General features: G+C 60.1%; 18 protein-coding genes. 7 read left to right on the forward strand and 11 right to left on the reverse strand.

What is annotated here, in order from left to right; genetic code table 11:
* Window positions 1-3: 3 nt before the first annotated feature.
* From ACTIE1_RS14475 to ACTIE1_RS14500, 6 genes are all read right to left on the reverse strand, one after another.
* Entirely contained in the window at window positions 4-1,452 is a 1,449-nt protein-coding gene (locus ACTIE1_RS14475; RefSeq protein WP_439560856.1) for a CpaF family protein, read from the reverse strand.
* A gap of 14 nt (window positions 1,453-1,466) precedes the next feature.
* A complete protein-coding gene (locus ACTIE1_RS14480) occupies window positions 1,467-2,633 on the reverse strand; it encodes an AAA family ATPase (protein ID WP_439560855.1) in 1,167 nt (388 codons plus the stop codon).
* A gap of 379 nt (window positions 2,634-3,012) precedes the next feature.
* Window positions 3,013-3,636, reverse strand: coding sequence for an OmpA family protein (locus tag ACTIE1_RS14485; protein ID WP_439560854.1), 624 nt, complete (start codon window positions 3,634-3,636; stop codon window positions 3,013-3,015).
* A 45-nt stretch (window positions 3,637-3,681) separates the two neighbouring features.
* Window positions 3,682-5,088 (reverse strand): type II and III secretion system protein family protein, encoded by a 1,407-nt coding sequence (locus ACTIE1_RS14490; protein ID WP_439560853.1) that lies wholly within the window; start codon window positions 5,086-5,088, stop codon window positions 3,682-3,684.
* Between the two features lie 294 nt (window positions 5,089-5,382).
* The gene (gene cpaB / locus ACTIE1_RS14495) at window positions 5,383-6,228 is read right to left on the reverse strand and encodes a Flp pilus assembly protein CpaB (RefSeq protein ID WP_439560852.1); all 846 of its coding nucleotides are present in this window, start codon (window positions 6,226-6,228) and stop codon (window positions 5,383-5,385) included.
* Window positions 6,229-6,470: 242 nt separating this feature from the next.
* Window positions 6,471-6,701 carry a Flp family type IVb pilin gene (locus ACTIE1_RS14500; protein ID WP_439560851.1) on the reverse strand — a complete coding sequence of 77 codons (231 nt, stop codon included), beginning with the start codon at window positions 6,699-6,701 and terminating at the stop codon, window positions 6,471-6,473.
* Window positions 6,702-7,030: 329 nt separating this feature from the next.
* Between ACTIE1_RS14500 and ACTIE1_RS14505 the strand changes: the two genes are divergently transcribed.
* Window positions 7,031-7,891, forward strand: a complete 861-nt coding sequence (locus ACTIE1_RS14505; protein ID WP_439560850.1) for a lytic transglycosylase domain-containing protein — start codon at window positions 7,031-7,033, stop codon at window positions 7,889-7,891.
* Between the two features lie 97 nt (window positions 7,892-7,988).
* On the opposite strand, the gene choV is transcribed toward ACTIE1_RS14505, so the two are convergent.
* The 3 genes from choV to choX all read right to left on the reverse strand — a co-directional run bounded on the left by choV (window position 7,989) and on the right by choX (window position 10,896).
* Window positions 7,989-9,029, reverse strand: coding sequence for a choline ABC transporter ATP-binding protein (gene choV / locus ACTIE1_RS14510; RefSeq protein ID WP_439560849.1), 1,041 nt, complete (start codon window positions 9,027-9,029; stop codon window positions 7,989-7,991).
* The gene (choW, locus tag ACTIE1_RS14515; protein ID WP_439561182.1) at window positions 9,026-9,868 is read right to left on the reverse strand and encodes a choline ABC transporter permease subunit; all 843 of its coding nucleotides are present in this window, start codon (window positions 9,866-9,868) and stop codon (window positions 9,026-9,028) included. The genes choV and choW overlap by 4 nt, the downstream gene beginning before the upstream one ends.
* Window positions 9,869-9,969: 101 nt before the next feature.
* On the reverse strand, window positions 9,970-10,896 hold the full coding sequence (choX, locus tag ACTIE1_RS14520; protein ID WP_439560848.1) for a choline ABC transporter substrate-binding protein: 927 nt from the start codon (window positions 10,894-10,896) through the stop codon (window positions 9,970-9,972).
* A gap of 103 nt (window positions 10,897-10,999) precedes the next feature.
* On the opposite strand from choX, the gene betI reads away from it, so the two are divergent.
* From betI to betA, 3 genes are all read left to right on the forward strand, one after another.
* Complete coding sequence (gene betI / locus ACTIE1_RS14525) at window positions 11,000-11,587, forward strand: choline-binding transcriptional repressor BetI (protein ID WP_439560847.1); 588 nt, start codon at window positions 11,000-11,002, stop codon at window positions 11,585-11,587.
* Window positions 11,584-13,035: a betaine-aldehyde dehydrogenase gene (betB, locus tag ACTIE1_RS14530; protein ID WP_439560846.1), complete on the forward strand. Its 1,452-nt coding sequence runs from the start codon at window positions 11,584-11,586 to the stop codon at window positions 13,033-13,035. Before betI ends, betB begins: the two co-directional genes overlap by 4 nt.
* 115 nt (window positions 13,036-13,150) lie before the next feature.
* Window positions 13,151-14,791, forward strand: a complete 1,641-nt coding sequence (betA, locus tag ACTIE1_RS14535) for a choline dehydrogenase (protein WP_439560845.1) — start codon at window positions 13,151-13,153, stop codon at window positions 14,789-14,791.
* Window positions 14,792-14,939: 148 nt separating this feature from the next.
* Here betA and ACTIE1_RS14540 read toward each other — a convergent pair whose 3' ends face one another.
* Together ACTIE1_RS14540 and ACTIE1_RS14545 are read right to left on the reverse strand one after the other, a co-directional pair.
* Window positions 14,940-15,590, reverse strand: coding sequence for a flagellar hook capping FlgD N-terminal domain-containing protein (locus ACTIE1_RS14540; protein ID WP_439560844.1), 651 nt, complete (start codon window positions 15,588-15,590; stop codon window positions 14,940-14,942).
* Between the two features lie 191 nt (window positions 15,591-15,781).
* Window positions 15,782-17,215, reverse strand: a complete 1,434-nt coding sequence (locus ACTIE1_RS14545; RefSeq protein ID WP_439560843.1) for a hypothetical protein — start codon at window positions 17,213-17,215, stop codon at window positions 15,782-15,784.
* A 100-nt stretch (window positions 17,216-17,315) separates the two neighbouring features.
* Here ACTIE1_RS14545 and ACTIE1_RS14550 point away from each other — a divergent pair, with 100 nt between their 5' ends.
* The 3 genes from ACTIE1_RS14550 to ACTIE1_RS14560 all read left to right on the forward strand — a co-directional run.
* Window positions 17,316-17,615 carry a rod-binding protein gene (locus tag ACTIE1_RS14550; protein WP_439560842.1) on the forward strand — a complete coding sequence of 100 codons (300 nt, stop codon included), beginning with the start codon at window positions 17,316-17,318 and terminating at the stop codon, window positions 17,613-17,615.
* Window positions 17,608-17,946, forward strand: coding sequence for a hypothetical protein (locus ACTIE1_RS14555; protein ID WP_439560841.1), 339 nt, complete (start codon window positions 17,608-17,610; stop codon window positions 17,944-17,946). Before ACTIE1_RS14550 ends, ACTIE1_RS14555 begins: the two co-directional genes overlap by 8 nt.
* 219 nt (window positions 17,947-18,165) lie before the next feature.
* Window positions 18,166-19,209, forward strand: a 1,044-nt coding sequence (locus ACTIE1_RS14560; RefSeq protein WP_439563458.1) for a flagellin N-terminal helical domain-containing protein, incomplete at its 3' end; no start/stop codon positions are given.

The raw sequence follows: 19,209 nt of genomic DNA on the forward strand, positions 1-19,209 counted from the left end.
GTGTTACCTCGGTCCTGTGGGTTCATAAAGTGTTGCTGGCAGTTCATACCCCCAGCGCGCGAACCGGTCCGCGAAATGCGATCGAATGCCTGTTGCCGTGAAATGCCCGACGATCTTGCCACCCGGTTCCAGCCCTGTGCGTTCAAACCGGAAGATTTCCTGCATGGTGATGATTTCCCCCTCCATGCCGGTGATCTCGGTGATCGACATCATTCGGCGCGACCCGTCCTGCAGGCGCGACACCTGCACGATCAGGTTCACCGCCGAGCCGATCTGGCTGCGCACCGCGCGCAACGGCATTTCCAGCCCCGCCATCGCAACCATGTTTTCCAGCCGGCTGATGCCGTCGCGGGCATTGTTGGCGTGAATTGTCGTCATTGACCCGTCATGGCCGGTATTCATGGCCTGCAACATGTCGATGACTTCCTCGCCGCGGGTTTCGCCCACGATAATGCGGTCGGGGCGCATACGCAGGGCGTTGCGCAAACAGTCGCGCTGGGTCACGGCACCTTTGCCTTCCATATTGGCGGGGCGGCTTTCCATACGGCCGACATGAATTTGCTGTAGTTGCAATTCTGCCGTATCCTCGATCGTCAGAACGCGTTCCTCGTTCCCGATGAAGCCGGACAGGGCGTTCAGGGTTGTGGTTTTGCCCGACCCTGTTCCCCCCGACACAATGACATTCAGGCGCGTGGCAACAGCGGCTTCCAGATACAGCGCCATTTCGGGCGAGAATGCGCCAAAATCGACCAGATCCTGAACGCCCAGCTTTTCTTTCTTGAACTTCCGGATCGAGACAAGCGCCCCGTCCACGGCAACCGGCGACACCATCGCGTTAAAGCGTGATCCATCTGCCAGCCGTGCATCGACATAGGGGTTGGATTCGTCCACACGACGCCCTACGGCCGAAACAATCTTGTCGATAATCCGCATCAGGTGGCGGTCATCGCGGAATGTCACATCGCTAAGTTCCAGCTTGCCAGCGCGTTCGATGAAAATCTGTTTCGGGCCGTTCACCAGAATATCGTTGATGGAATCGTCATTTAGCAACGGTTCCAGCGGGCCAAGACCCATAACCTCGAAATACAGGTCATGGTTCAGCATCATCCGTTCGTCATGGTTCAGGACCACATCGAATTCTGACAGCGCCTCGGCGACGATTGCGCTGATTTCAGTGCGCACTTCCGCTTCGCTGGCCTTTTCCAGCGCAGCAAGGTTCAGGTCTTCCAGCAAACGCTTGTGCAGGTCGCTTTTGATTGTGTTTATCCGCAGCTTGCGTTGCGCCAGTTTGTCCGATGCGTCGGGGCGCGCGGCCTGTCGCGCGGTGTCACGTCTGGGTACGACAGGGGCCTCGGCTGGGGCAGCCGCAGGGGCGGCAGGCTTGGGCGCCACTTGTGGCGGGGTGGCCGATACCGGCTTTGAGGTGGTGTCTTTGCGATACCGTGCAAACATGGTTACAGCCCCTATTATTCTGCTGCGATTTTCGCGGTGTTTCTGGCCTCGGAAATTGATTGGGCCAGCTTGCGTATTTCTTTTCCGGCGGGGTTCTTGGCGGCGAACTCCCCCAAGGGCAGTCCGTGATCATTCGCGTCGCGCACCTGCGCGCCACCGTCGGGAATGAAGGTTGTGAAGGAAATTCCCAGACTTTCCGCCATGCGCTTGGCACGCGAACGCCCGCCAAGATCGGTGAAACGCGGCGCGCGGTTCAAAACGAAATGGAAACGGTCCATGGACAGCCCGTCCGCCTTTAGCGCGCGGATCAGCCGCAGCGTGTTCTGGGCGCTGCGCATGTCCAGTTCCATGATTGCGAAATACTGCTCGGACGCGCTCAGGACAGTTTCGGTCCAATGAACGATTGTTCTGGGCATATCGATTACGACGATGTCGAAACTGTCGCTCGCAATGCTGATGACACGCTCAATCTCATCGGGCGACAGCAAGTCCAGCGGCAGCATGTCCGACGGCGCGGTCAGCACATGCAGCTTTTCCTGAAACCGTTGCAGCGCCGAGAAGAAGGAATCGCGGTCCATCGTGCTGGTTTGCGACAGCATTTCATAAACTTTTTCAGTGCGCGGCAGGTCCAGATAGGTCGAGACTGTCCCGGATTGGAAGTCCAGATCAAGGATGCAGACCGACAGATCGGATTTGTCCTTCGTCTGCATCAGTTCCCACGCCAGGTTCACGGCAAATGTCGTGGCACCCGCACCACCTGCAAGCGATTGAACCGCGAAAATCGTGCCGTTCCGACCGCTGGGTGTGGCGGCGGTTTGGACACCAGCCGCAGTCTGGGCGGCTTTGCGAAGGCGCTCTATCGCGTCCTTCAGGGCATTTTCCGGCAGCGGGTAGGGCACGAAATCATCGGCACCGGCGCGCAGCATCTGGTGCAGCAAAATTGGCGAGAGCGACTCGGCGATCAGCAGGACCCGAATGGATTTTGCCGTCGCGCGTTCGATGATCAGCCGCACAAGATTTGTCTGTGCGCTGTCCTCATCATCCAGCGCAATCGCCAGAAGTTCCAGTTCAGACGCATCGGGATCGTCCAGAAATGACACGGTTTCGATAAAGGTCAGTTCGCCCCATGTGTCGGCGTAGATTGCCTCCATGTCTTCGATCAGAAGATCGAAGTTGCGCACGTCCCGACATACTGTGCAGGCCCTGATTTTTGGTTCTCCGCTCGCGCTACCCGTCATTCGACCAACCTCAATACAAACAAAAATGCCACGCGGTGGCATTGCCCAAAGGTGTGGTCAGACAGACCTTCCCTTGGATACTGTCCCAAGATTGTCCACAAATCTGGCAAGATTTAGGCCAAACAAATGCAATTGTTCGACAAGTTCGCCCCCAAACGGTGATTTGCGGGCATGATGCGCGACATAAGTGCATGCGCAAGTGTGTCGTTCTTTGGCGGGGGGGGGCGTTGCCGTTGTCACCTGCTGCATATTACAGGTGCAAAGGCGCAGATCTGGCGCAGTTGCGCCAGCAAGGGCCACACCGGCATATCAACCTGACGGTTTAAAGGGAGCTTTCGCCCATGGTTGGCGCGGGGGCCGCACTTGCCACATATTCGCGGTGCAGGATACGCGCATATTCGCCGTTCATGACCGTGGGGTGCCGCCGGATTGCACCGGCGATTTCGGTGACTGTCCTGCGGTTTGCGCGTTCCCGTCCCTGGGTGACAATCAACGGCTGCGATTGTCCGCGCGAAACTGTTGCGATAATGCTGTTGCTTGGCACGCCCTGCTGCATCAGATAGCGGCGCGCGGCATCCGCACGGCGCTGGCCCAGACGCTGGTTGTAAGCCGCGCTGCCGACCAGATCTGTATGTCCGAAAATGCGGAAACGCAGTTCCGGAAACTGTTTCATCCAATGGGCCTGATGGCGCAAAATGCGTTGTGCTTCGCCATCAAGGGTGGCGCTGTCAAAGGCGAAATTCACCATCGCGGGCACTTCCGCCTCGAAGCGGCGGGTCATGATTTCCGCAATGTTGATACGGCCGGTCTGAACCAGTGTGTTGTGCATCGTCGGATTGCCAAATCCGCCCTCATCCAGCCCAATCCCTGCTTCGCGGGCATTGGGGCCATCGCATGCAGCAAGGACAAGACCCGCACCGCCAAGCATGAAAAAACGTCTGTTCATTGCATTCACCCGTTTCATAGTGCCTGGCCAGCGCGGCCGCTTAAGTCAATCAAACACATACCCGTAAGAGCCGCCGAAATCCTGGCGCGCAACCTCGCCCTCGGCCCCGCTGTTGCGCGATGTCAGGCGTCCGCTTAGGAACAGGTCGCGTTCTGATGGCGGGCGCACGCGGTCGGTGGGCAGCATCAGGGCCTCGCCGCGGGTGGGCGTGACAAGATGCGCCGTGATTATGATCACCAGCTCTGTCTGGCGGCGCTCATATCCCGAACTGCGGAACAACGCCCCAAGAACGGGAATATCGGACAACCACGGGATTGAACTGGAATTGGCGCGGAAATCATCTTCCAGAAGGCCCGCGATTGCAAAACTCTCGCCGTCGCGCAATTCAACGGTCGTTTGCGTGGCCCGTGTGCGGAAGGCGCGCGCCGGAATGCCGCCTGCGCCGATACCATCGCCTGACAGGGCCGTGTCGATCGAACTGACCGACGCATTCAGCGACAGGTTGATGACATTGTCATCCAGAACACGCGGTGTGAATTGCAATTCGACCCCGAACGGGCGGTACTGCACGGCGATATTTCCATCGGTTGATGCCACGGGCACCGGCACTTCGCCCCCCGCAAGGAACGACGCTTCCTGCCCCGACAGGGCAGTCAGGTTCGGTTCGGCCAATGTGCGTGCCATGCCCTGTGCCTCCAGCGCTTCCAGAAGCACTTGCGCAGTCAGGCTGCCGCCACCCACGCGAAAGCCCAATGCGCCCTGGCGGCCCGTGGTCGAACCGGGCAGGTCCACACTGCTTGCCGACCCGTCAAGTGCGCCTGTGCCCAGACGCACATTCGGGCCGGAACTGATGCTGGAATTCAGCTGGAAACTGATGCCAAGGTTCTTGCGCACTTCGCGGTTCATTTCCGCGAACCGCACTTTCAGCATGACCTGTTGTGTTCCCCCCACACTCATCAGGTTGGAGACACGTTCAGGCGCGTAGCGCTGCGCCAGCTCCATTGCCGCATCCAGACGCGCGGCAGTGGACACCACGCCCGACAGGACAATCCCGTCATTGGCGGTGCGCACTTCAATACGCTCATTCGGCAGGATCTGGCGCAATCTTTCGCGGAATTCGGCAATATCGGGGGTGACTTGCACATCGACATTGGAAAACAGGCTGCCATCCGCCCCAAGGATTGTCAGGGTGGTGCGCCCCGGCGCCTTGCCCAACACATAGATGGACCGGTCGGAGAGGGTGGAAATATCGGCAATGCCCGGATTCGCGATCGAGAGTTCGGCAAAGGGTGTGTCGGTTTCAACCACGACCGCCCTGTTCATCGGAATACTCAGCGTCGAGGAGGACGCGCCATTCAGCACGCGCAGCGTTTCCGCATACCCGTGCGACGGGACCACAAACGCAATCGCGCTTCCTGCCAGCAGCGCCGCCGCCAATGTCTTGAAATTCATCTGAACCTGCCTCGAACAACTGCCTGTTTATATGCGGGGTTTTCCCCATTTTGCGACAGGATGGCCCAAAAGCGATTTTTTTGCAAGTTTTTCAGTGTCTCACAGCAGGGGATGATGTGAAATTTGCAACTTCTGGCAGGCTAGCGGCTGCATGTGGCGGCGACCGTCCCGTATGTTACCGGATATAGTGTGCGGGCAAGGGGGCAAGAACTGGCTTATGGGGCGGGGCGGCACATGAAAAGGCGCGCGATGGGTCGTCGCGCGCCTGTTTATATGTAGAAAGTCGGAAAACTGTCAGTTGGTGCAGGGGGTTTCAATCAGCACTAGCTGGTTGCCGCGACGGGTGCGCACATGACAGGTGCGTTCTGCCTCAACCGCGACCTGTTCTTCGCGCACGACACCCAGCAGGCGGTCTTGCGTCATTTCGATGGCACCGGAAATGGAATCGTCATTGATGCCGACCAGCGCCAGCGACAGGCGGCCCGAACTTTGCGCCTGCGCCAGTGCCGCGGCTTGTTCCGGCAGCGCCTCAACGGTGACATTGCGTGCAAGTGTGGCTTCCGACCGGCGTTCCATATCGGCGCTTTGGTCCACGGCGATGATGCGCATGCGCGGCTCGATCAGGCTGGTCATATCGCCGGATTCGCGCGTGCGCCCTGTCCAGAACACATCAACATGGTCACCAGGGCGCAAGAAACCCGCAACGCCGCTGGTCTGGTTCACGTCAATGGTAAATGCGCGTTTGCCCGGTGTCAGGTGCGATGTGATGCCCGCTTCCTTGCCCGGTTCGGTCAGTTTGCTGGTCAGCAGCGGTTCGCGCGTGTCCATGGCGCGCAGGACTGTGCGGTGCGGAATGCCATCTGGGAAAATGGCGTCGATATCGGTGAAGCTGCCCACCGGCACGGCATTGGCGGGGAAGGGCGCGGTGATCAGGTCGGCAGGTGTCATGCGTTCGCCATAGCGCAGGTTGCGGCTGGTCAGGTAGACATCGACGGTTTCGATGGTGTTGCCCGCAGGTTGCGCCGCGCGGGCCGCCACCAGTTCGCGTTCCATCTGGCCGACATATTGCTGGGTCTGGTACACGGCAAAGCCCGCAAGCCCAAGCCCTGCCAGAAGAATTGCTGCGAATAAAAGGCGCATAGCGTTGGTCCTTGTTTGGTATTGTACGTATTACGATGCTGCAACTGTTTCTATGTCTGACACTAGCGGCCGAATGTGGCGCAATGATGCTGGGATTCCGGCGGCGCGGGGGCGCAGTCACACGGGAGATTAAGGCCGTGGGGATCGTGTGCCGTTGTCGGTAGGTGGCATGCAACAGTACGTTGCCGCGCATCTGGTGATGCGCGGCAAACAGGAAGTCGGTTTTGATGCTGTCGCGAGTATTATTCGTCGCCGCCGCCTGTTGTGTCGGTGATTTCAATACCGCCCGCGCCGACGGTAGCGCCGCCGATTGCAGTACTGATTGTACCTGCCAGTTCGCTGGTTCCAGTGCGAACCGACGCAATAACTGCAATGCCCAGACCCACGATCGCGGCGGTCAGAACGACCCAATCCACGGTAACAGCACCAGATTCATCAGCGGCGAAGTTTTTGATGTTTGCGAACAGTTTCATAATATATTCTCCAGATTTGAACGTTTACTACTCTGCCTAACCGGTTACTCAGACCATGTTTTGTTCACCGCTTGGCTGAGACTGAATAAGCCAGTGAATCGTGTTCTGATTTGGGCAGAAAAGGTACGATTTTCGTGCGTTCGCTTTTTTTTACGTTTTTTTAATTTTGGGTATCTGGCCGGAAAAACGCTGAATCGTCCTTTGTGGAAATAACGTATAAGTCTGGTATCTGTCTGTTTTTGCTGGGTTCCCTGCCATGTGGAATGGGCTGGATCGAATCCTGATTTCAGGTCATACTGCTGCAAAAAGCTGAAAGAGCAGTTAATCAGATGCAGAAAATCGTGCCGTCGCGCCTGTCCCTGCTTTGGGCTGCGCCCTTGATTCTGGGGGCGGGATTCGCGGTCATGCCCGAGCATGTGTTTGCCGAAGGGGCGGATTTTACGTTCCGGCGTGTGGTTCCCGGGGCAACTGCGGGGCCGCGTATCACGGTGCAGATTGACCCCGAAGAACAGGCGCGCTTCATGGCGGCCCGTCCCAGCCCGCAATCCATTGCGCGTTCCGGCCGTGACGGGCAGGGGCCGGCGGCGGCGCCCGCGTCCAGTCTGGCGTGGTTCTGGGACAGCGTGTCGCCCGCGCTGGAGGATAGTTCGGGGCGGTTCATGGCGGCAATGACCACGTTGAATGCCCCCCCGCAGGGCCGCGATGTGCCCGTGCCGCGGTTGCAGTTCCTGCAAGAATTGGCACAGGCTCACGGGCCGGATATCCTGCGCGCCACGGTCGGCACGAATGTGTCACCCGCCCTCGTGCTGGCGGTCATTGCGGTGGAATCTGCAGGCCGCGTGGATGCGGTCAGCCATGCGGGGGCACAGGGGCTTATGCAGTTGATCCCCGCGACGGCGGCGCGGTTTTCCGTCGCGGATGCGTTTGACAGCGGCCAGAATATTCGTGGGGGCGTGGCCTATCTGAACTGGCTGATGGGCCATTTCGACAATGACATCGTGCTGGCGCTTGCGGGCTATAACGCGGGCGAGGGGGCGGTGCGGCGTAACGGGGGCGTGCCGCCTTTTGCCGAAACCCGCGATTATGTGCCCAAGGTGCTGGCGTCGTGGATGGTTGCGCGCGGCTTGTGCGCAACCTTGCCGGAACTGCCCAGTGACGGCTGCGTGTTCCGGATCGGGCAGGCGGGGTAGGGGTGCGTGTGTTTTGTCGCATGACGGGCACATTCGCACCTGAATGAAGCCCGCGCCTTGGGTGATCCCCCTCAGGCCCGTCGCAGCGCACCCCGCGTCAGTTCACCACCCCGCGTGTGGAGGTCAGGGCGGCCAGAACCGATTGCGGTGTCACAAAGCCAAGCGTGTGCCCGTTTTCGGTGACGGCAAGGCAGGTGGTGCGGGTGTCCATCAGGTCCATTACCTGCCGGATCGGCATATCGGCATCAATGGTCTTGATGGCGGCGGGCGTGTTCGCGCGCGCCAGCGCATCGCGCGCGCGCAACACCTGAAGCGGGTTCATATTGGCGACGAAATCAGCGACATACTGGTTTGCGGGGCGGGAATAGATCTGCGCGGGCGTGCCGCACTGAATGATGCGCCCGCCTTCGAGAATGGCAATGCGGTTGCCCAGCTTGAACGCCTCGTCCAGATCATGGCTGACAAATACAATGCTGCGTTTCAGGCGTTGCTGCAATTCCAGCAGCTCATCTTGCAGTTTCGCGCGGATCAACGGGTCCAGCGCGGAAAACGGTTCATCCATCAGCAGGATCGGCGCATCTGTGGCGAAGGCGCGCGCCAGCCCCACGCGTTGCTGCATGCCCCCGGACAGGGCGCTGACCGGCTGGTCCGCCCATTGCGACAGGCCCACCAGTTCCAGTTGTTCGGCCACCTTCTCGCGCCGCTCACGTCGCCCCACACCGGCCAGTTCCAGCCCGAAGCCCACATTCTCGCGCACACTGCGCCATGGCAGCAGGCCGAATTGCTGGAACACCATCGCAACACTGCGTGTGCGCAACCGCCGCAGAGAGGCGCGGTTCGCCTTCGGCACGCTGACCAGCGCATCGCCATCATGGACCAGCACATCCCCCTGCACAATCGGGTTCAACCCGTTCACGGCGCGCAGCAGGGTCGATTTGCCCGACCCCGACAGGCCCATCAGCACGACAATTTCACCATGTCCCACATCCAGCGTGCAGTCATGCACCCCTAGAACCTGTCCGGTGGCGCGCTTGATGTCATCGCGGCTTTGGCCGGTTTCCATCAGCGGAATCGCCTTGTAGGGGTTGTTTCCGAACACGATCGAGACGTTGCGAAAGCGAATTGCGGGGTCGGTCATGGTTTCACCTCTACGCGCAGCATGCGGTCCAGCATGATCGCGACTGTGACGATAACCGCGCCTGCCTCAAACCCCAGTGACGCATTGACCGTGTTCAAGGCGCGCACAATCGGCACGCCCAGACCGGGGGCACCGACAAGCCCCGCAATCACAACCATGGACAGCGACAGCATGATGGTCTGGTTCAGCCCTGCCATGATCTGCGGAAAGGCATAGGGCAGTTCCACCTTGCGGATGCGCTGGCCGGTGGTCGCGCCGAAGGCGGTGGCGGCCTCGTTCAGGGCGGTGGGCGTGGACCGTATGCCAAGTTCCGTCAGGCGGATTGCGGCAGGCATTGCGAAGATCACTGTTGCGACCAGCCCCGGAACCATACCCAGCCCGAACAGGACCAGCACAGGGATCAGGTAGACGAAGACCGGCAAGGTTTGCATCAGGTCCAGAACCGGCGTCAATACGCGGTAAAAGCGCGGGTGATGGGCGGAATAAATGCCCAAGGGAACCCCCACACCCATGCACACGATACATGACGCCAGCACCAGCGTCAGGGTCTGCATCGTCAGCACCCAATAGCCCTGGTTCAGGGCAAATAATGCACAGGCCGCGACAATCAGAACCGGAACCAGACGCCGTTGCAGCACCCATGTTACGGCACAAAATCCTGCAATCACGGCAAACGGGTGGGGGGATTGCAACATGGTGGCAAGCAGCCCGATCATGCTGCGCAACCCGGCCTCCAACCCGTCAAAGGCCGTGATAAACGTGTCCTGTAGCCAGTCAAAGGCGGCGGCGATGCTGCGCCCGACAGGGATTTTCGCATCGGTGATGGGTTTTGTAAGCATGTCGGACACGCATCTGCTCCTGTTCTGGCAAGTGGCGCCGGCGGCGTGTCCGGCGCGCGCCTGCGGCCCCGGGCATGCTGCCGGGGCCAGCGGGCATTATATCAGTCGTCCAGCGCTGCCAGAACAGCCTCCAGCCCGTCGCCGCCATCACGGGTGGTTACACCGTCCAGCCAAGGGGTCAGCGCATCACGATTGGCCGACAGCCATGTGCGCGCGGCATCTTCGGGCACGGCACCGTCATTCAGGATGGCGCCCATGATCTCGTTTTCCAACTCCAGCGTGAATTCCAGATTGTTCAGGAACTGGCCCAGATTTGGGCATTCCTCGACCAGTCCGGCACGGGTGTTGGTATAGACTTCCGCACCGCCAAAATCGGGGCCGAACCAGTCATCGCCACCGGCCAGATAGGTCAGGTCGAAATTCGCATTCATCGGGTGCGGTTCCCACCCCAGAAAGACAACGGGTTCGCCGCGACGGTCGGCGCGGGCGACTTGCGCCAGCATGCCTTGTTCGGAACTTTCGACAACTTCAAATGCCGACAGGCCAAAGGCATCAGCCTCGATCATGTCAAGGATCAGACGATTGCCGTCATTGCCCGGCTCGATCCCGTAGATGCGGTTTTCCAGCGCGTCGGCCTGTGCGGCAATATCGCCGAAATTCTCAATCCCGAGGGCCGCGCCTGCGGAATTGGTGGCAAGCGTGTATTTTGCCCCCGCAAGGTTGCGGCGCACGGTGTCCACTGTGCCCGCGTCGCGGTAGGTGGCAATGTCTGCCTCCATCGTGGGCATCCAGTTGCCAAGAAACACATCCACATCGCCATTGGCCATGGATGTGTAGGTCACGGGCACAGACAGAACCAGTGTATTTGTTTCATAGCCAAGCGCGTCCAGTATCGTGGTCGCGACAGCCGTTGTGGCGGTGATGTCGGTCCAGCCCACATCGGAAAAGGTGATCTGTTCGCATGTCGCAAATGCAGGGGCGGCAGCAACTGTCGCGGCGGCGGCGAATGTTGTCAGACGTAGGGTCATAGGCATTTCTCCCGGATTTGATTTTTCTTGATTGACCAATCAATAAACAATCAGCTAGTCATCTTGCAACCAAAAACATGTCTTGTTGTTACAGGGATTGACCATGCCGAAGCTTGGAATGGAACCTATCAGGCGGGACGCGCTGATCAAGGCAGCAATTGCCGAGATCGGCGCAACCGGCGCGCTGGAGGTGACGGTCAGCCGTATCGCGCGGCGTGCAGGCATGTCATCGGCGCTTGCGCATCATTATTTCGGATCGAAGGAACAGATGTTTCTGGCGGCCATGCGCCATATTCTGGCGGTTTACGGCGCGGAAATGCGCGGCGCGCTGGCCATGGCCAACAGCCCGCAGCAACGCCTGCAGGCGCTGATCCGTGTGTCCTTCAGCGGCACCAACTTTCGTCGAGACGCTGTGTCGGCATGGTTGAATTTCTATGTGATGGCGCAGCGCAATGCGCAGGCAGCGCGCCTGCTGCGCATTTACCAGCAACGCCTGCGCAGCAATCTGCGCCACGCCCTGCGACCGCTTGCGGGCGACGGCGCGGCGGCGGATCTGGCAGAAGGGGCGGCGGCCATGATTGACGGGGTTTACCTGCGCGAGGCGCTGGGGCCGGGGGAACCGAATGGCGACCGCGCCGAACAACAGGTTACGGGATGGCTGCAAGCCGCTTTGGACAAGAGGGCAAGATGAAATCACAACCGAAAGCCAGCCACTTCATTGCAGGCGAATGGGTCGAGGACACCGCTGGGGCCGCATTCGACAGCATCCACCCCGCCACGGGCGAGGTGATCGCGCGGCTGCATGAAGCCACACCTGACATCATGTCGCGCGCACTGGACGCGGCGCAGGCCGCACAACCCGCATGGGCCGCGCTGGCCCCTGTGGAACGCGGGCGCATCCTGCACCGCGCGGCGATGATCCTGCGCGCGCGCAATCACGACTTATCGGTGCTGGAAACATTGGACACCGGCAAACCGTTGCAGGAAACACTGGTCGCCGATGCCGCATCGGGGGCGGATGCGTTTGAATATTTCGCAGGTTTTGCGCCGACGGTAACCGGCCAGACGATCCCGCTGGGGCGCGACATGGCCTATACCCTGCGCGAGGCGCTGGGCGTTTGCGTGGGCATCGGGGCGTGGAATTATCCCATCCAGATCGCCAGCTGGAAGGCGGCGCCCGCGCTGGCCTTCGGCAATTCGGTCGTGTTCAAACCGTCCGAGATGACGCCGCTAAGTGCGTTGGCCCTGGCCGAAATCCTGCATGAGGCGGGCCTGCCTGCGGGGCTGTTCAATGTTGTGCAAGGGCGCGGTGCGGTGGGGGCGGGGCTTGTTACCGACCCGCGTGTGGCCAAAGTCTCGTTGACGGGATCGGTGCCTACGGGGCGCAAGGTCTATGCCGCGGCAGCCGAAGGCATTCGCGCCGTCACAATGGAACTGGGCGGCAAGTCGCCGCTGATCATTTTTGACGATGCCGATCTGGAAAATGCGGTCAGTGCGGCAATTCTGGCCAATTTCTATTCGGCGGGGCAAATCTGTTCCAACGGAACGCGGGTTTTTGTGCACCACAACATCAAGGCGGCGTTTCTGGACCGGCTGGCCGCGCGCAGCCGCCAGATCAGGCTGGGCGACCCGCTGGACGCGCAGACCCAGATGGGGCCGCTTGTCTCGGACCAGCAAATGCACAAGGTGCTGGGCCATATTGCAGACGGGGTTGCGGCTGGCGCGCGGCTGGTTTGCGGCGGCGCGCGGCATGGAGATGTCGGGTGTTTTGTCCAGCCCACAGTATTCGCCGATGTGCGTGACGAGATGGCGCTTGCGCGCGAAGAAATTTTCGGGCCGGTCATGTCCGTGCTGGATTTCACTGACGAGGACGAGGTGATCACCCGCGCCAATGCGACCGAATACGGGCTGGCAGCAGGCGTGTTCACCCGTGATCTTGCGCGCGCCCACAGGGTTGCGGGCGCGTTGCAGGCGGGCACCGTCTGGGTCAACGCCTATAACCTGACCCCTGTGGAAATGCCCTTCGGGGGCGTCAAGGCCAGCGGTGTGGGGCGCGAGAACGGGCATGCCGCGCTGGAGCATTATACCCGCATAAAATCCGTCTATCTGGGGCTTGGGGATGTCGACGCACCCTATTGACAGGTCAAGCTGGTTTGACCTTGCGGACGCGCACCTTGCGGTGCGCGACACCATTTTTCAGGCGCGCCCATGCGGGCGCGCGCAGGCGCAATCCCGCTGGCGGGGGTAGAGTGACATGAAGGCAGACTATATCATCGTAGGGGCGGGGTCCGGCGGGTCTGCCGTGGCGTATCGATTGGCGCAAGCCGGACATTCGGTCCTGATTGTGGAGGCGGGCGGTAGTGATGTCGGCCCGTTTATCCGCATGCCCGGCGCATTGTCCTATCCCATGAATATGCGCCGCTATGACTGGGGATACATGACAGAGCCCGAGCCGCATCTGGGCGGGCGGACCCTCGCATGTCCGCGCGGGCGCGTGATCGGGGGGTCGTCCAGCATTAACGGCATGGTCTATGTGCGCGGTCATGCGCGGGATTTCGACCATTGGGCCGAGAGCGGCGCAAGTGGCTGGGGCTATGGCAATGTGCTGCCCTATTTCAAGCGTATGGAAAATTGGCACGGGGCGCAGCCGTCCCCATGGCGTGGCACGGACGGGCCGTTACATGTGACGCGCGGCACGCGCGCGAACCCGTTGTTTGACGCCTTCATTCAGGCAGGTGCACAGGCCGGGTATGGCGTCACGGACGATTACAACGGGGCCGCGCAAGAAGGGTTTGCCGCGATGGAGGCAACGATCTGGCAAGGGCAGCGCTGGTCGGCGGCTGACGCCTATTTGCGTCCCGCCCTTGCGATAGGTCACGCAGATCTGGTGCGCGGCGAGGTTGCGCATGTTGTCTTTGATGACACGCAGCGCGCAACCGGTGTGCAGCTGACAGATGGCCGTATCCTGCATGCAAATGCCGAAGTTGTCCTTGCCGCATCAAGCATCAACACGCCGAAATTACTGATGCTGTCAGGGATCGGGCCAGCCGCCCATCTGTCGGCGCATGGCATCGCGATACGGGCCAACCGTCCGGGCGTGGGGCAGAATTTGCAGGACCATCTTGAACTGTATCTGCAATATGCAGCCACGCAGCCGATTACCTTGTATAAATACTGGTCGCTGCTGGGCAAGGCATGGGTCGGGGCCAGATGGCTGTTCACGCGCAAGGGGCCGGGGGCGTCGAACCAGTTCGAATCCTGCGCTTTCATCAGGTCGCGGGCAGGCATAGATTATCCCGATATCCAGTATCATTTCCTGCCCATTGCGGTGCGCTATGACGGCAAGGCCGTCGCCGAGGGCCACGGGTTCCAGACCCATGTCGGCCCGATGCGATCCAAAAGCCGTGGTTGGGTCAAGCTACGCTCGCCTCACGCGCAAGACGCCCCGCGCGTGTGTTTCAATTACATGAGCCATCCGGATGACTGGACGGAGTTTCGCACTTGTATCCGGCTGACGCGCGAAATCATGGGGCAGGCGGCGTTCAAGCCCTTCATGGGCTATGAAATACAGCCCGGTGCGGATATCACTGAGGATGCTCAGCTTGATGCATTCATTCGTGACCATGTTGAAAGCGCGTATCACCCTTGCGGCACAGCCCGAATGGGCAAGGCTGACGACCCCGACGCCGTTGTTGACCCGCAGGGGCGCGTCATCGGGGTGAATGGCCTGCGTGTTGCGGACAGTTCGATATTTCCACGCATTACCAATGGAAACCTGAACGCCCCCTCAATCATGGTCGGCGAGAAGATTGCCGACCATATTCTGGGGCGCCTGCTTCCTGCCGAAAATCTGGCGCCAACCATGGTGCCGGATTGGGCCGAGAGGCAACGCTAGAGCGTGTTGCGCAAAAGTGGGATCCGGTTTTGAGCTTCTCGAACAGGCAAAACCAATAAGTTAGAGCCTGTCGTGCGAATGCGAATGAACGTGACAGGCGCTAGCGTGGTGTTGCGCAGGATTGGTTGCGGGTTTGATGCAGCGCAGCCTAGCGGATTGCCGAGATCTGCGCGCTGGTCACCTGCTGGCCGCCTTCAAGCACCAGTACGACTTGTCCGTTATTGTTGCGCACTTCCGTCACCGGGGAATATTGGACCGCCTTGATACTGGATATCGTGTCATTCCCGCGAAAATCCTCAATCGTGAAGATATATTGCCCATGCGGCAGGGAATCGGGCAAATCCTGCGCGGGGTCAAATACATGGCTGTTTTGTCCGGTGCTGGCCGCAACCCGCGCAAGTTCCCGCCCTTCGATGGTTGAGATAACAAGGTCGCGGCTGGTTGCGCCGGAAATGGCGGGGGCGTGCAGGCGCAGCGGTGCGCCGGAATAGGTGACGGGCGCATCTGTTGCCACTTCCTTGTTCAGCCAGTTTGCCAGATCGGAAAACATCATCTGATCTGCCAGCCTGCCCAGAAGCTGGTTGGTCTGGATCTGCTGTTCGACGCCCGAGAATGTCGCAAGCTGGACGGCAAAATCAGATGCCTCTACAGGATTCAGCGGGTTCTGGTTCTGCATTTGTGTTGTTAGCATGCGCAAGAACATGGCGAAGTCGGACCCGTCGCTGAAGCTGCCCTTGTCCGCGCGCGGGGCGTTTGCGGCTGGCTGTCCATTCACGGCGGCTGTGTCGATGTTAAGCATGAAGATACTCACTTGTTTGCCGAGGCAGGGGGTGCTGCCCGGTGTCGGGATAGGAACCTAATGCATGCTGCGCATATTCGCGTTCGAGCATTCCAGTATAACCTTTCACAGAGCCTTGTTTTCGCCGCATATCCGGCGTCCATGTCCTGGCAACTTGCGATTGAGGGCCGGATGCGCGGCGGTCATTGCGGTCACAGGCGTAAATCCATTCCGGCCCCTTGCGTGCTCAGGATGCCTTGGGGCGGTTCGGTGTTTTGCTCGGGCGCATTTGCTGTGGCGGAATTCGAGATATGCAAATGATGCGCAGCTCCGTTTCCGCCCTGATTGCCCAGATGCAGGTCGACATCCGTAAACCCAAGCGCTGTCAGGTCGGCTGCCAGCAGGTTGAGCGAGCGTTTCAACATGTCCAGCATGTCTGCCCGTCCGGCCAGTATGGAGACCTGCACACTGCCATCCATTGCAAAGATGGAAACCCGCATTTTTCCGCCGGTTCCCTCCAGAATATCCAGTTCAAAAACCGATTTTCCCGTGTCAGCGGCGGTCTGGATCGCCTGCGCAAGACTGGCCGAGAATGCGGCATCGTTTCGCAAAAGTGGCATGGGGGCGCGCGTGATATGATTGCCCGTCCCGTCAGGCGCTGCAATCGGGGGCGTTTCGATCGCTGTGCTTGGCAGTTCGGGCACCGCATTTTCAGGACCCGCATACTGAAGCGCTGCGGCCATTTCATGCGTCCAGCCCGCTGGTGGCGGGCGCATAAGGGCCGCGCCAGTTGGTTGCAACGCCGCATAGCTTTCGGATGGCGCGGGTGTCCTGGCATCCGCTGTGGTGTCACGCAGACCGCGCAGAAGTCCTGAGGAGGGCGGCGTTTTGGGAAGCGCAACGGTGATGTTCACCGGCAGACCGGTTGGCAAATTGGCGGGGCTTGTTCCCCAAGCCGCACCGGTCATGGCGAATTGCCGGTCAGGATCAGGCGCCGCATCCAACAACAAAGGTCCGGTTTCCGTCAGTTCGGATGTGTCGTCATAAAACGCGGTCGCTACCGCTTGGGATTGGCGTGCCCCGGTTTGTTCTGTCGCCGCCACAGAAGGGGTATTTGCGGCCAGAAGCGAAAGTTGCGCTATGTGCGGGTGCTTGGTCTTGCCCGTGCCAGATGTGGCAACGCGCGGGACGTCGCCCTGTGCAGGGGCCGCTGCGTTTATGGTGGCCCCCGCCGGATGACCCGCAGGGGCGGTGTCCCCCGCGTGTTGCGGGGGCGGCGTCGTGTGGGAATGCGGGTTCTGTGGCGCGACAGGTTGGACCAGCTCCGCCCCCCCTGTCCGCGTCGATATATCGGTGTCAACCCCCTCGGGCGGAATATGGTGTGTCGGTGACGCCGCTTCGTTGAATTCATCCGCATCAGGCAGCTTCGCATCAGGCATATCGGGCTGCGCGTGCCCCGTGTCATCATCCTGCTGCGCGTCTGATGCACCGCGATCCGGATATGCGCCCGCCTTTTCCCGCAGGGCGGCAGACTGACCGGCCAGAACGCGCGCGAAATCGGACCCGTGCCCCGACGGTCGCGCTGTGGGCTTCGTATCTGCCTGTCCCGGCACTGCGGGCATGTCGGTGGTCAATCCTGTGATCATCACATCCTCCTGGATGACCCATAATCCGACAAAGTAATTACCGAATCTTTACCAGCAGGCAGGTATTTTGGCGTTCCAACCGCTTGAAAGGGTCATAAACATGTCGGGAATCATGCCGCTACAGGCACCTGTGCCGGTTCACGAAAATCAGATCAGCGCGCGCAATGCCCAGCAGCGTGCGGGCGCTGTCGAGTTTGAAGCGCTTGTTCTTGCAGAGTTTCTGCGCGCAGCCGGTGTGGGAAAACCGACCAGCGGCTTCGAATCAGGGGTCGGGGAAGATCAATTCGCGTCATTTCTGGTCGATGCGCAGGCAAGGGCGATCGCGGCAAACGGCGGAATTGGACTGGCCGAGATGGTTTTGCGCGCTGCGGTCGCACCGGGGGGCAAGGCCGATGTCTGACAAGCTGGTCGCCGACATTCATAAATTGCTGGCGGACGAAAAGCAGGCGTTGCTGCGTGCGGATTTCGACAGCCTTGCAACTTTGGCCGCCCGCAAGGAGGCCGCCATTGCGGAACTGTCCACCACCGGGGTGCGCGATGGCCGCCTGCAGGATTTGCGTGACGCGAATGCGCATAATCAGGCCCTGCTGGCGGCATTGGGGCGGGGTGTGTCAGGGGTGCGCACGATCATCGCGCAACATATTCGCGCAAGAAATACGTCCTGTTATCAGAAGGATGGCTCTCAACAGCCGCTATTGCCATCCTCGGGCAAGCTGGCGCGTCGCGCGTGACGGGCCGTTTACCAGTTTTGCGAATATGCGCCGCAGGGCGCACCGAATCGGCGCCTTGTTCATCCTCTGGTAACTTGCTGGCGGTAGATTGGCGGAAGTTGGCAGAAGACCCGACCGGCGGAAAATCATTTTATCGTCCAAATGCAGAATGCATCAACCCTCACCCCTGACGGGTGACTGAAAATCCATGTGCAAAATGCACAAACTGAAAGGCATAACATGTCAAGCATTCTGACAAATACCGGCGCAATGGTTGCCCTGCAAACAATGCGCGGGATCAACAAGAACATGGCGCAAACCCAAAGCGAAATCTCCACGGGGAAATCGATCAACTCTGCCAAGGATAACGCTGCCGTCTGGGCCATTTCCAAGACCATGCAGGCAGATGTCAAAGGGTTCTCTGCCATTTCCGACAGTCTGGCGCTGGGTCGGTCCACTGTGGCTGTTGCAACACAAGCAGCTGAAACCGTGACCGACCTGCTGACCCAGATGAAAGGGGCAATCGTTTCCGCGCAGGAAGACAATGTCGACCGCGCGAAAATCCAGACGGATATCGTGGCGCTGCGCGAGCAGATCACCTCGATCACGACTGCGGCGCAGTTCAACGGTCTGAACCTGTTGTCGAACCGTGAACAAACTGCAGGGTCGGGAACAGTAAATGTTCTGTCCTCGCTTGATCGCGCGTCTGACGGTTCTGTTGCATCCGCCAATATTGGTGTTGCAAAACAGGATTTGGGAACCAATACGACGGATTGGGGCGCAGGCACTGCGTCGACCGCAGCAACCCTGAACCTTGACGGGTTGGCGGCCGCGACTGCGATCGGTGGCGGTGCGACACCCAACGAGCAATCTCTCGAGGTTCAGAACGTTGTGGCGGGTATGGGTGTTCAGATCAACATCTCTGCCTCTGGCGGTGAAGTCGGGGATGCATTTGATGATGCAAACCGTGCTGTCAGCTATGTCGCACGCGACGGTGACACGCAGGCCGATATGGCAAATGGTCTTGCCAATGCCTTCAATGAACGTGTCGCGGCCGCAATCGAAGCGGGCACGCTGAGTGAGGATACGACGATTGGTGCGACGGTTGCCGTTGACGCAGATGGCGTTGCAACCATAACGTTCACCGGTGAAACCGGTGCGGCTGCTGATACATTCAGCCTCCAGGCGGTGCAAACCGATGGTGTCGAAATCGGTGGCCGTTTGGAAGCCCTGAATGATATCGATGTCAGCACGGCGACCGGTGCACGTTCCGCCCTGTCCGAG

It is taken from the genome of Roseinatronobacter sp. (assembly GCF_051859525.1).
GTDB lineage: Bacteria > Pseudomonadota > Alphaproteobacteria > Rhodobacterales > Rhodobacteraceae > Roseinatronobacter.

What these genes read in the sequence shown, in the direction of transcription:
- betB (WP_439560846.1), top strand. Translation starts at nt 11,584, where the DNA reads ATGAAATCACAACCGAAAGCCAGCCACTTCATTGCAGGCGAATGGGTC.
- betI (WP_439560847.1), top strand. Translation starts at nt 11,000, where the DNA reads ATGCCGAAGCTTGGAATGGAACCTATCAGGCGGGACGCGCTGATCAAG.
- ACTIE1_RS14485 (WP_439560854.1), bottom strand. Translation starts at nt 3,636, where the DNA reads ATGAACAGACGTTTTTTCATGCTTGGCGGTGCGGGTCTTGTCCTTGCT.
- ACTIE1_RS14500 (WP_439560851.1), bottom strand. Translation starts at nt 6,701, where the DNA reads ATGAAACTGTTCGCAAACATCAAAAACTTCGCCGCTGATGAATCTGGT.
- ACTIE1_RS14540 (WP_439560844.1), bottom strand. Translation starts at nt 15,590, where the DNA reads ATGCTTAACATCGACACAGCCGCCGTGAATGGACAGCCAGCCGCAAAC.
- choW (WP_439561182.1), bottom strand. Translation starts at nt 9,868, where the DNA reads ATGCTTACAAAACCCATCACCGATGCGAAAATCCCTGTCGGGCGCAGC.
- choX (WP_439560848.1), bottom strand. Translation starts at nt 10,896, where the DNA reads ATGACCCTACGTCTGACAACATTCGCCGCCGCCGCGACAGTTGCTGCC.
- ACTIE1_RS14555 (WP_439560841.1), top strand. Translation starts at nt 17,608, where the DNA reads ATGTCTGACAAGCTGGTCGCCGACATTCATAAATTGCTGGCGGACGAA.
- betA (WP_439560845.1), top strand. Translation starts at nt 13,151, where the DNA reads ATGAAGGCAGACTATATCATCGTAGGGGCGGGGTCCGGCGGGTCTGCC.
- ACTIE1_RS14505 (WP_439560850.1), top strand. Translation starts at nt 7,031, where the DNA reads ATGCAGAAAATCGTGCCGTCGCGCCTGTCCCTGCTTTGGGCTGCGCCC.
- ACTIE1_RS14545 (WP_439560843.1), bottom strand. Translation starts at nt 17,215, where the DNA reads ATGATCACAGGATTGACCACCGACATGCCCGCAGTGCCGGGACAGGCA.
- cpaB (WP_439560852.1), bottom strand. Translation starts at nt 6,228, where the DNA reads ATGCGCCTTTTATTCGCAGCAATTCTTCTGGCAGGGCTTGGGCTTGCG.
- ACTIE1_RS14550 (WP_439560842.1), top strand. Translation starts at nt 17,316, where the DNA reads ATGTCGGGAATCATGCCGCTACAGGCACCTGTGCCGGTTCACGAAAAT.
- ACTIE1_RS14475 (WP_439560856.1), bottom strand. Translation starts at nt 1,452, where the DNA reads ATGTTTGCACGGTATCGCAAAGACACCACCTCAAAGCCGGTATCGGCC.
- ACTIE1_RS14490 (WP_439560853.1), bottom strand. Translation starts at nt 5,088, where the DNA reads ATGAATTTCAAGACATTGGCGGCGGCGCTGCTGGCAGGAAGCGCGATT.
- choV (WP_439560849.1), bottom strand. Translation starts at nt 9,029, where the DNA reads ATGACCGACCCCGCAATTCGCTTTCGCAACGTCTCGATCGTGTTCGGA.